The 12,195-nt window shown below is 63.4% G+C and carries 8 protein-coding genes; 6 read left to right on the top strand and 2 right to left on the bottom strand.

The features are described 5' to 3' along the window. The first annotated feature begins 112 nt into the window (after positions 1–112). From CKW40_RS29760 to CKW40_RS29745, 4 genes are all read left to right on the top strand, one after another. Positions 113–1,309: a DUF932 domain-containing protein gene (locus CKW40_RS29760; RefSeq protein WP_095203380.1), complete on the top strand. Its 1,197-nt coding sequence runs from the start codon at positions 113–115 to the stop codon at positions 1,307–1,309. A 285-nt stretch (positions 1,310–1,594) separates the two neighbouring features. After that, the gene (locus CKW40_RS29755) at positions 1,595–3,748 is read left to right on the top strand and encodes a ParB/RepB/Spo0J family partition protein (RefSeq protein WP_179298163.1); all 2,154 of its coding nucleotides are present in this window, start codon (positions 1,595–1,597) and stop codon (positions 3,746–3,748) included. A gap of 117 nt (positions 3,749–3,865) precedes the next feature. Continuing rightward, positions 3,866–4,258, top strand: coding sequence for a hypothetical protein (locus CKW40_RS29750; protein ID WP_179298162.1), 393 nt, complete (start codon positions 3,866–3,868; stop codon positions 4,256–4,258). A 133-nt stretch (positions 4,259–4,391) separates the two neighbouring features. Next, positions 4,392–4,991, top strand: a complete 600-nt coding sequence (locus tag CKW40_RS29745) for a DUF1419 domain-containing protein (RefSeq protein WP_095203377.1) — start codon at positions 4,392–4,394, stop codon at positions 4,989–4,991. A gap of 156 nt (positions 4,992–5,147) precedes the next feature. Here the strand turns inward: CKW40_RS29745 and CKW40_RS29740 are convergent, their stop codons facing one another. Further along, a complete protein-coding gene (locus tag CKW40_RS29740) occupies positions 5,148–5,606 on the bottom strand; it encodes a hypothetical protein (RefSeq protein ID WP_095203376.1) in 459 nt (152 codons plus the stop codon). Positions 5,607–5,852: 246 nt separating this feature from the next. Here CKW40_RS29740 and CKW40_RS29735 point away from each other — a divergent pair, with 246 nt between their 5' ends. Beyond that, on the top strand, positions 5,853–6,536 hold the full coding sequence (locus CKW40_RS29735; protein ID WP_244571330.1) for a transposase: 684 nt from the start codon (positions 5,853–5,855) through the stop codon (positions 6,534–6,536). 38 nt (positions 6,537–6,574) lie between these two features. Here the strand turns inward: CKW40_RS29735 and CKW40_RS29730 are convergent, their stop codons facing one another. After that, on the bottom strand, positions 6,575–7,768 hold the full coding sequence (locus tag CKW40_RS29730) for a DUF1173 domain-containing protein (RefSeq protein WP_095203375.1): 1,194 nt from the start codon (positions 7,766–7,768) through the stop codon (positions 6,575–6,577). Positions 7,769–7,948: 180 nt separating this feature from the next. Between CKW40_RS29730 and CKW40_RS29725 the strand changes: the two genes are divergently transcribed. After that, positions 7,949–12,195 (top strand): strawberry notch-like NTP hydrolase domain-containing protein (locus CKW40_RS29725; RefSeq protein ID WP_095203374.1); only part of this gene is annotated, 4,247 nt, incomplete at its 3' end.

The following is a 12,195-nucleotide window of genomic DNA, read 5'->3' as shown; positions in this document are numbered from 1 at the left end:
CGTTCTGGTCCAAGGCGGTGAGTGCTAGGAGGCGGGAGAGGGCGGCCGGGGTCGGTGGCGGCGGGTCGAGGGCCGGGAGAGAGTCTCCTGGCGCCCGTCGCGGAGAAAACCCATGACCCAGATCGAAATTCAAGCGCCTACGCGCGACGCGCGCGTCGGCTACAAGGTCGATGTCAACCGCGGCCACCGGATCGGCCGCGTATCGTCGGAATGGTTCAACAGGCCTTCCGACGAACGGTACCTGTCCCTGACCGATCTCCACAATTCGGTGAAGAGGCGGTCCGAGCGTAGCCGCACGCGCATCGTCGAAAGCGAGGCGATCCGTGTCGAAGCCAGCCGCGACGATGCCGAACGCCTCACGCTGATCCTGCCCGATGCGGATGCCCCTATCGCCCCGACGCATTGGAGTTTTGGCCAACTTGCAAGCCTGGTCGGCGCCCCCGCGAATTATCTGCGCCAGCTCCCCGCGCCGCTTGCCGGCATCAATCTCCAGTACGGCCTGACCTCGCACCGGGCCGAACAGGTGAAGACGCTGGAGATCGAGAACGGTCGCCTCGAACTGCGGGCGGTAACCGGTCCTGACTACGGCAGGATCTTTGACCACGAACTTGTCGAGGCCGTACGAAAGATCGCCGGCAACGGCACCGGCGACACGCGCTGGAAAGTTCCGGGCGTGCTCGACTGGTCGACGGGAATCTACAATCCCAATGTCGATATCTCGAAGGACACGACGACGCTTTATGCGTCTGATCGTGACGTCTTCCTGTTCCTGGTCGACGACCTCAATCCGATTGAAGCCGGCAGGCTGCCGAACGGAGAGCCGGATCTCTACTTCCGTGGTTTCTATTGCTGGAACTCCGAAGTTGGTGCCCGTACGCTCGGAATCGCCAGCTTCTATCTGCGCGCCGTGTGTCAGAACCGCAATTTGTGGGGCGTCGAAGATTTCGAGGAAATCACCATCCGCCATTCAAAATACGCGGCCTCCCGGTTCGCCCTTGAAGCCGAGCCGGCCCTGATCCAGTTTGCCGATTCCTCGCCCATGCCGTTCGTCAACGGCATCAAGACGGCGCGGCAACGGATCGTTGCCAGAGACGACGAAGATCGCCAGGGCTTCCTGCGCAAGCGAGGCTTCTCCAAGTCCGAGACCACGAAGATCATCGATACTGTTCTCATGGAGGAAGGCAGACCGCCAGAATCTATTTTCGATTTCGTGCAGGGCATCACGCGGATCGCGCGCGACAAGCCGCATCAGGATGTTCGCCTGGAAATGGAGGGCAAGGCCAAGAAGCTTCTCGATTTCGCCGCCTGATCCTGCGGAGTCCGGCAGCGAAAACTTTCGTCGCCGGCCTCGCCTCCGGGCCTCTCCATCAATCCCAGCGCGGTCCTCCGCGAGCCAAGAGGACGGCGCTATTTTCGTGGGAGGACCCGGTGCTGCAAACATTCTGGAGGCCGCCTGGCTGCTCGGTCGCGTCGAGATCCGCGAGCCGGGGCCAGGTTGGCGCGAGGCCTGGAGGCAGAGGGGGGAGGGGAGGGTTGTGACGGGCTTGGAGGTTCGGGGGGTGGCCCCGGGCCGCCCGTCATGGAGACCCTGACCATGGCAAAGGCCATTCAGAAGATCGCAATGAACGCCGCGGAGAACATCCCCTACGACAAGCTGATGCTGTCGCAGAAGAATGTCAGGCGCATCAAGGACGGCGTTTCCGTCGAGCAGCTTGCCGAAGACATCAGCCGGCGCAAGCTCCTGCAAAGCCTGAACGTCCGTCCCGTGCTCGACGGCGATGGCGAGGAAACCGGCACGTTCGAGGTGCCCGCCGGCGGCCGGCGTTATCTCGCGCTCGGCATCCTCATCAAGCAGAAGCGCCTGGCGAAGAACGAGCCGATCCCCTGCATCGTCAACCGCAGGCAAGAGACCTCGGCCGAAGAGGATTCGCTTGCCGAAAACCTGCGGCGCGCCGACCTGCACCCGCTCGACCAGTTCCGGGCCTTCAAGACGCTGAGCGATCAGGGCCTCGATCCGGACGAGATCGGCGCCCGCTTCTTCGTATCGCCGGCGACGGTGAGGCAGCGCCTGCGGCTGGCATCGGTGTCGCCGAAACTTCTCGATCTCTACGAGAAGGACGAAATCCGGCTCGAGCAGGTCATGGCGTTCTCGATCTCGGACGACCACGCGCGCCAGGAGCAGATCTGGGAGCGGATATCCAACTCGCACACGCAGGAACCCTACTACATCAGGCGCCTGCTGACCGAGACGACGGTACGCGCAGACGATCGCCGGGCCGTCTATGTCGGCGCGGAAGCCTATGAGGCAGCCGGCGGCGTTATCCTGCGCGACCTGTTCGAGCAAGACTCCGGCGGCTGGTTCCAGGATGCAGCACTGCTCGAGCAGTTGGTCTTCGACAAGCTGAAGGTGGATGCCGAGGCGATCCGTGCTGAAGGCTGGAAATGGGTCGAGGCGGCGATCAGCTTTCCCTATGGCCACACCTCCGGCATGCGTCGCATCTACGCCGAGGCCCAGGAGCTCAGCGCCGAGGAGATCAAACGCTACGACGCGCTGAAGGCCGAACACGACAAGCTCGATGCGGACTATGCCGCGGCCGAGGATGCCGACGAGGCCATCGAGACGAAGCTCGACCAGCTGGGTGCCGAGCTCGATGCGATCGATGACCGTCCTCAAAGCTACGACCCCGCCCAGAAGGGCATTGCCGGTGTGTTCGTGACGCTCGCCGCGAACGGCAAGCTCCAGGTCGAGGCCGGTTTCGTGCGCGCCGTGGACGAGCCCCGGCCCGAGACCGGCGGTGGCGATGAGCGCGAGGAAGGGGACGCCGAGGGCGAAGCCCGGTCTAACGGCGACGGCGACGACGATGGCGATGCTGTTGTCGTCAACGGCAAGCCGGTGGATGACAGCTCTGGCGACGACGGCGAGGAGGACGGCATCAAGCCGCTACCCGATCGGCTCGTCTTCGACCTGACCGCACAGCGGACGCTGGCGCTGCGCAATGCGCTCGCCGGCGACGCCGACATCGCCTTCTTCGCGGCACTCCATGCCTTCGTCCTGCAGGTCTTCTATCGCTTCGCGCCGGACAGCTGCCTTGAGATCAGCCTGAAGAGCGGCAGCTTCAGCCAGGTCGACGGGCTTGCCGAGACCTCCTGGGCGAAGGAAATCGCCGAGCGGCACGAAGCCTGGGACCGTGAGCTGCCCGATGAGACGGACGGCCTGTGGGACTTCCTTCTCGGCCTCGACGAGGCAAGCCGCAAGGCGCTGTTCGGGCACTGTGTCTCGCTGACCCTCAATGCGGTGGTCGAACCGTGGAATAGGCGCCCACGCGCGCTCGAGCATGCCGACGTGCTGGCCAACTCACTTCAGTTCGACATGGTCGACGCCGGCTGGACGCCCACGGTCGAGTTCCTCGGGCGTCTCACCAAGGCGCGGATTCTGCAGGCTGTCCGCGAAGCCCGTGGCGAAGACTCCGCGCAGCTGATCGACCACATGAAGAAGGAGATCATGGCCCGTGAGGCCGCCCGACTTCTCGAGGGATCGAACTGGGTGCCCGAGCCGCTGCGCGTCGAGGTAGATCAAGTGGCTGCCAATGCTGGTGACGCAGTCCCCGGCAACATGTCGGACGAGGCAGTTCTTGACGGCGATGCCGCCGAGCTGCCGGCCTTCCTCGCCGACGATGCGGACCAGTCCTCCGACAAGCCGGTGACATTCGAGGGCGACGAAACGGACCAGCTGCAGGCTGCCGAATAATCAGGCTCCCGCTCCGAACGGGTCCGGCACTCCGCCGGACCCGTTCCAGTTGCAACTCACTCTCAAGCCCGGGATCGCCATGGTGCGCCCGGGCGCTTTCGTTTCATGGAGGTTCACATGTTCGATTGGAACAGAAGCTGCTCCTATGACGAGCAGCAGAAGAGACGCTTCCACACGACCGTCCGTTCACGGCTGAAGAAACTCGCCGCCGAACTTGCCCTGCCGCAGGGAAGCTTTGACCTGCGCTCAAACAGGGTGGGCATGGCCGTTTCCGGCGAGATTACCTTGCACCATGAACGCGCCTACATCCAGGTCTGCCAGTTCGGAGTGTCCTCAGGTCACGGCATCCTGATACGCACCTGCAAGGGCCGCAAGGACTACACCGGCGGATCCAATCATTTCGTCGCACTTGGTATGCTTGAGGACATCCCGGCGCTCGCGGCGGCTGTCCGTGCGATCACCGGGGTTGGTCGAGACGCTTTGCGTTCCTCCAATCACCGCGCCGCCTGAACTCCGCAAGCCCCATTGACGCTGATGTACGCGCCGACCGCAAGGTCGAACAGTCGACACCCACAACACCATCACGCAGTTGCGACGACGCGGTTCATGCCGCGCGTGGCTGAGCTGCGTTCAGGAGAACACCATGACCGCATATCCACCCTTCAGGAAGGTGCTCGACGGCGTTGCCACCCGCGAGCAGATGTTCCAACTATTCAGCCGACACAAAGACACTCCCGGCATCGATCCGCTTTCCGGAACTCCCTATTCAGGCGAGTGGTTCGAGATCACCGCGTCCGAATACCACTTGATGCTCGATTTGCTGCCGCCGCTCTTCATGCGCACCGGAATGTTCGGCATGTCGGAGTATAAGGCCGGCAACGTCACCAGCGTATTCTTCGGGATCCGCATCCGGGGACGCGAGCGCTGGTTTCATGGTTTCTGCGATCTCACGGATCGGCAGTCGCCAGACAAGATGCGCGGCGCCATCATCGCCCACGAGACCGGCGCGGGCGACAGCATGACCCGCGCGGAAACGCTCGAGGCGATCTGGAACATAACCCCTGTCGAGCTCAGGGGGACCGCCCGCAATGCAGACCCCGAGACCGGGCGGGCCGACCATCGCGGCAAACGCACGATTCTCGTTAACGCCGGAAGGCATGATGCTGTCTTCAGGCTGCTCGATGATCTGTCGGATCTCGAGATCGACGAGTTCCTGTCCAAAGTGCGATTTCGTCGGAGCTGACGAAGGAAAGGCGACGATGGGCGTCTGTAAAAACCGCGCCTCGTCTCCATGACGGTGACTGACTATGGCTCAATGGCACCGGCGTACGGCCCATGCGAGACCGTATGGCCAACTGCAACGAGGACACAAGCATCCGGCCCTCAGCAAAACGTCGGGTCAGTGCCTGCCACGCGGGAAGTAGCCGGCATTGCGCAAAGCGCCGATGAACAGGCTGGCCGGGCCGGCGATGCTCATCTTGGCCTGCGTTGCGAGCGGCAGCGTGTTCCAGTCCTCCAACGGAGCGATAAAGCTGGAGAAAGTGCCATTGACCATGCAATGGCTGGTCAACAAGCCCTGCTTATCCAGCACCAGAACCCCTGTCTGATTACTTGGATACCGGATGGCGGCGACGCGCTGAAGTTCCATGTCGCCATCAATGCGCAAATTGAAAAGCACGACGCCGTGGCTTCTGTGGGCGATTTCTGCGACTTTTTCCGTGAAAGGAATAGAAAGCGCAAGAACGCTTTCGACTGCCATCCCGAAAACAAGCGCGTCCAGCTCATCCGCCGCCATGAGAGGATTAGTTCCCAAGAATATAAGGATTGCAATCGCTCCAGCCGGATTGTGCACAGTCATCGTACACCGCCGGCTAGACGCCTGAGCATCGCGTGTATGATGCAGCTCTGAAGTTCAGCCCATCACCTCTCAGTAGGGATGTTTGCCCCCGTTGATTGAGCCGGCTGCCCAAGGCCCATGACACACCGCTTGCTCGTTGCGGGGTTCCTCCGATAAAGCACGGCGAGAGCGATAAGATACCTCGGGTTCTCGCTAACACGAACTGCGACTTGGCTTGCAAGTCATGCTCACATCAAGGAACAGACTATGAAGCGCCAGATCCGGCCATTCATCGTGGAAATGAAACAGAAGCGCGGCCTGCAAAAGCCAAGTCATTCGATCTGGGGCGATCTTGACCTGTCCAAGATTGCCACGGAGATGACGCAGCCGGCTGATGCTGCTCAGCTACCAAATTCCCAGGTCATTGACTTCAGTATAAGACCCCTTGATGCTGAAGAAGGGGACAAGCCACAAGCGGAGTATATCATGGCCGATTTTCAGGACGCTCAAACTGTTCAGACGACGGTGGCGCCAGCCAAAGTGGAGGTGCCTGAATCCAAGAAGAAAGTTCTGCGAACAAAGAAAGCGAAGGCAGAGCTCACCAAGCCGGCCCGCAAGAACGGGGCGAGACCAGTGCCCCAGGCCGCGGAAGCTCCCGTGGCAGCGAAGACCGCCCGCAAGACATATTCCGAGAAGGAGCGCGCCCAGAAGCTTGCCCAGATCGGTAAGTCGATTGCCGGCGGCGCTACCCTCAAGCACGCCGTCGGTCAGGCGGGCATATCCGAACAGACTTATTATCTCTGGAAGAAGGCCGCAGCGCCTGCCCAGAATAGCGGCGATCTCAAGGATCTGCTCGCGCTTGAGGAAGAGAACAAGCGACTGAAGACCCTGCTTGCGGACCGTTTGCGCAAAGAAAATCACGAGTTGAAGAAGAAGCTAGGCCTCGCCTAAGTTCACTTGGACCCGCCAACGAAGGATCCGCGCGACGATCAAACTGGCAGTGGCGGCATATCGCCATCGCCGACCCGCCATACCCAAGAGCCGATGTCCGGTCGCGCGGCGACCATCTCCTCGAGCGAAGCCTCGAACATGCCATCTGTTCCGGCCGGAACGACAAAGAGCGCGATCGGCTCCTGTCTGTTCGGAAGCAGTGCGTTGGCGATCGGCTGGTCGGGTTGCAGATCGTAGCGCAATCCCTTCACGCTCTTGTCGCGAAGGCGGGCAAGCGCATCGACGAGCCTCTTTTCAGGGACCGTCTCGTAAGGAATCCAGTTCTCGGACACCACCATCAACGCGATTTCCTCGACAATGGCGAGGCCGGCCGGGTTCAGTCCGAACGTCGCGATCGCTATCAGATTTGATCTCGAATCCGCTTCCCACAGCGACAATTCCCTCTCGAAGTGAGCCTGCAAACGCCGGTGCAATGCATCGTCGATGATGAAGGGAAAACGGGGCAAATGCCTGATGACAAGTTTCTGACCGGATCGGGCTGGCACGATCTCCTTCACTTCACCGACCAGGACCAGCAACTGTCGCGGCCCCGATTTCGGCGGTAGTGCTGGAGCAAGGACCGTGTTGCGACGCTGTTCAATCGCTTGCCTGTTCTCGGCCCGGAACGGCTCGGGGACGAACAGGATATCCGCGAGCGGTCCACCCCTCACCGTCATTTGCCCGGCAGCCTCCAGAAGATGCCAGCGGACATTCCACCAATGTCGCTTGCCGGCCCATCTGGATGTCCAGACCGTCAATTCGGCCTCGTGCCAGAGAAAGTGAAGGAGGCCACGTAGTGACATCCTCCTGGGATCTCCGGTTACACTGGCGGAGTTTTGGCCAGCAGGCATGGACGCTGCCCGCCCGCCCGTCTTCGACAGGCTGAAATCGAGTTTCAAAGCCGCCATGCCGCTTTGCTGATCGAGCTGGATCGCGCTGCCCATCAAGGCGCCCAGCCCGGACAGTTCGTAAGGGGGCTCGTAGGAATCGCAGGAAGACTCGTGCCCGCCGCCGCTAAGCGGCATGCGCTTGATCAGGAAGAGGTCGCCGATGCGCGCGACATACATCGGGCAGCCCGGCTCACGGCACAGGCATAGTGGACGCTCCCTGCGGGCGTAGGCGTTCGCTAGCGCCGCCTGCAGGTCAGGCGCTCCCTCCTCGTAGACCTCACTGCCAATTCTGAACCCTCGCATCACCTCCGCAGCTCCAGGTCGCCGCCGCATCCCGCGCATTCAAGTCATGGCTTTGCGCAGAGTGCAACCCGTTTGGTGCATCGGCCCCAGAGGGAGAGGGGAGCCGGGAGGAGTGCGGCCCGGCTGGCGCGGAGAGAGTGCCGGCGCACAGGCCATTCCCCTCTCGCGAAGGACATCTTCATGAACATCGTCACGACACCATCGACCGTCGGCCGCACGGCCGCTCCCCTTGCCGCGCCGGCACCCGTCCCCATCGCCAAACATAACGCACAGGCGATCCACCAGGCGGCAACGCTGCTTTTTCCCTCCCTCGAGCAGGGCAAGCTCGTCACCAGCAACGCACTCCACGCCGCCATGACGGAAAGCTTCGGCGGCACCGATGCCGAAGGCTTTTGGGTCTGGAAGGACGCCTATGAAGCCCTCGAAGCCGCGCAGGTCCTGTTCATCCGCAGGTTCGGCCCGACGATCCTGTCCCGGTCAACGACAGCGCAGGCGACGCTCACGATGATGAAGCGCGTTGCCGAACTCCTTCCCACCCATACACGGCGCTCGGACGAGAGCCAGGCGATGCAGCAGTTGTCGACGCCGCTTCCGCTTGCCTTCGTTACGGCACGTGCTGCCGCGATCGCGTCGTCGGATATCGTTCTCGAACCGTCGGCAGGGACCGGCCTTCTCGCCATTCATGCCGAGATCGCCCAGGCCTCGCTGGTGCTCAACGAGCTTGCGCCAACGCGCGCCGACCTGCTCGGCCTGTTGTTCCCGCGCGTCCCCGTCTCACGGCACGACGCGGCGCATATCGACGATCATCTCGATGCGGACATCCAGCCTTCCATCGTGTTGATGAACCCGCCCTTCACCGTCGGCGCTCATGTCGATGGCCACGTCGCCGATGCGGCGTGGCGGCACCTGTCGTCCGCATTCGCGCGACTGCGCCCGAGCGGTCGCCTTGTCGCCATCACCGGCACAGGGATCTCACCAGGAAATCCCAAGTGGATGCCTGCCTTCGAACGACTGCAGGAGCACGGCACCGTTCTCTTCACCGCTGCGATCGACGGCCGCATCTATGCCCGCCATGGAACTACGGCCGAAACCCGGCTGACCATCATCGACAAGGTGCCCGCTGCCGATCCTTCCCGGTTTATCGCCTCGCCGGGAAAAGCCATGACTGCCGAGACATTGCTCTCGTGGATCTCCGATCTGCCGCCGCGGACGCCGGGTGCCTATCCGAACTCGATCGGCGCTCTCGCGAGCAGCATCCTGCGCGACACCGCCTTGCGCATGGCTGGGCGGTCCGCGGCCAGGTCCGCGCCTGCCTCTGTCCCAAAGACCGAGCAGCCGGTTCGCCCAGCCGCCCGGACCACGCCTCCCCGCCCGGTCATGGCAAGCACGCCGGCTGTCCCCCTTGCCTATGAACTGAGGGACTGGATGCCGGAGAAAGGCGGCCGGCTCACCGACACGATCTATGAGCCCTACGCCCTCCAGGCGATCCATATTCCTCAGGCGAAGCCGCATCCGACACCGCTTGTGCAGTCGGCGGCGATGGCGGCGGTCGCACCGCCCCGGCCGGCCTATCGCCCGTTGCTGCCGGTGGCCGTCGTCCAAGAGGGCCTGCTGTCCGACGCCCAGCTCGAAAGCGTCATCTATGCCGGCGAGGCCCATTCCGGCCATCTCGCCGGCGCCTGGACGGTGGACGACACCTGCGATGTCGTCTCGGCCGCACCGGAGAACGCTGAGAACGCCGTGCGCTTCCGCCGTGGATGGTTCCTCGGCGACGGCACCGGCTGCGGCAAGGGCAGGCAGGTCGCCGGCATTATTCTCGACAACTGGCTGCAGGGCCGTCGGCGAGCACTATGGATCTCAAAATCGGACAAGCTCCTGGAGGACGCCCAGCGCGACTGGGCAGCGCTCGGCCAGGAACGGCTTCTCGTCCAGCCGCTCTCGCGTTATCGGCAGGGCACGCCGATCCGCCTTGCCGAGGGCATCCTGTTCACAACCTACGCGACGCTCCGCTCGCAGGAGCGCGAGGGCAAGAAGTCCCGGATCGCCCAGATCCTCGACTGGGTGGGGCAAGAGGCGGGGAGGGTCGGAGGCGCGACAGGGACTGGAGAGAACGCGGCGGGGAGCGCCGAAGGTCCGACGCGGGCCAAAAGGTCTTTCGACGGCGTCATCGTCTTCGACGAGGCGCACGCCATGGCAAACGCCGCCGAGGGAAAAAGCGAACGCGGCGACGTCGCTCCCTCGCAGCAGGGCAAAGCGGGCCTGCGCCTGCAGCACGCGCTGCCCGATGCCCGTGTCGTCTATGTGTCGGCGACCGGTGCGACCGCCGTGGAAAACCTGGCCTATGCGCAACGTCTCGGCATCTGGGGCAGCGAGGATTTTCCGTTCGCCAACCGGGCCGAGTTCGTCGCGGCCATCGAGGACGGCGGTGTCGCTGCCATGGAGGTGCTCGCCCGCGATCTGAAATCGCTCGGCCTCTATATGTCGCGTTCGCTCTCTTATGACGGCGTCGAACACGACCTCCTCGAGCACGCGCTGACAGAGGAGCAGATCCGCATCTACAATGCCTATGCCGACGCCTTCCAGGTCATCCACAACAACTTGATCGCAGCGCTCGAGGCGGCCAACATCACCAGCGATTCCGCCACGCTCAACCGCAACGCCAAAGCGGCGGCGCGATCGGCCTTCGAGAGCACCAAGCAGCGCTTCTTCAACCACCTTATCACCTCGATGATGACGCCGACGTTGATCGGCGCGATCGAGCAGGACCGTGTCGCCGGCCATTCGTCTGTCGTGCAGATCGTTTCTACCGGCGAGGCGCTGATGGAACGGAGGCTGGCCGACATCCCCACCGAGGAATGGTCGGATCTCCACGTTGATGTCACGCCGCGTGAGTACGTAGGAGGGTATTTGATGCACTCCTTCCCGACGCAGCTGTTCGAAGAGTACTCGGACGCCGAGGGCAACGTCACTTCGCGGCCCGTCCATGACGCGGACGGCAATCCCGTCCAATGCCGCGAAGCGGTGCGCCGGCGCGACGAGATGATCGAAAAACTCGCGGCGCTGCCACCGGTCGGCAGCGCGCTCGACCAGATCCTCCATCACTTCGGCACCGATGTCGTTGCCGAGGTTACAGGCCGCTCGCGGCGTATCGTGAAGAAGACCGGCCGCGACGGCGTCGACCGGCTTGCCGTCGAGAACCGTCCCGGTTCGGCCAACCTCACCGAGACGCAAAGCTTCATGGATGACGACAAGAGCGTGCTGGTCTTTTCGGACGCCGGCGGCACCGGCCGCTCCTATCACGCCGATCTCGGCGCAAAAAACCAGAGACTGCGCAAGCACTATTTGCTCGAGGCCGGCTGGCGCGCCGACAACGCCATCCAGGGTCTCGGGCGGACGCACCGCACCAACCAGGCGCAGCCGCCACTGTTCCGGCCCATGGCCGCCAATGTGAAGGCCGGCAAGCGGTTCCTGTCGACGATCGCCAGGCGGCTCGACACGCTCGGCGCGATCACGCGCGGCCAGCGCCAGACTGGCGGGGCAGGGCTGTTTCGCGCCGAGGACAATCTTGAAAGCCCCTATGCCCGCGCGGCGCTGCGCCAATTCTACTATCTGCTCCACCAGGGCAAGATAGAGGGCTGCTCACTCATGACCTTCGAAGCGGTCACCGGCTTGTCGCTGACCACCGACGAAGGTGGGCTGCGCGACGAGCTGCCGCCGATCACGACCTGGCTCAACCGCCTCCTGGCGCTGCGCATCGAAACCCAGAACCTGCTCTTCGAGGTGTTCGAGCAGCTGATGACGGCGAAGGTCGAAGGCGCCATCGCTGCCGGCAACTACGACAAGGGCCTGGAGACGATCACGGCCGAGAGCATCGTCGTCACGGATCGTAGGACCGTTTACACACACCCGGTCTCGGGCGCGCAGTCGCATGTGCTTGCCGTCGCGCGCAAGGACCGCATCCGGCCGCTCGGCCTTGTCGATGCACTGGCGATTGCGCGCGCCGAGCAGCGATCCCTCATGCTGGTGAACACCCGTTCGAGCCGTGCGGCGATACAGCTTCCGACGGCGAGCCTAATGCTCGACGACGGGACCGTCGAACACCGCGTCCGCCTGCTACGGCCGACCGACGAGCTGCGCTTTAGCCTCGACGCCCTTGCCGAAACCCACTGGCAGCCGACTGAGCGAAACCTGTTCTGTGACCTCTGGCAGACTGAAGTCGCCGCCGTCCCGGAGTTCACGACGAGCACCTTCCACATTGTCACCGGCCTGCTGTTGCCGATCTGGCGGCGGCTGCCGGACGATGACTGCCAGGTCTACCGCATCCAGACCGATGCCGGCGAGCGCATCATCGGGCGTCACATCGCATCGACGCTGGTGGCGACCCTGTTCCGGAATCTGGGTCTCGACGATGTGCCGACGCTCGCGCC

It is taken from the genome of Mesorhizobium carmichaelinearum (assembly GCF_900199455.1).
Lineage (GTDB): Bacteria > Pseudomonadota > Alphaproteobacteria > Rhizobiales > Rhizobiaceae > Mesorhizobium > Mesorhizobium carmichaelinearum.
The sequence above is the reverse complement of the archived record's forward strand: the minus strand, read 5'-3'. Positions and strand labels throughout refer to the sequence as shown.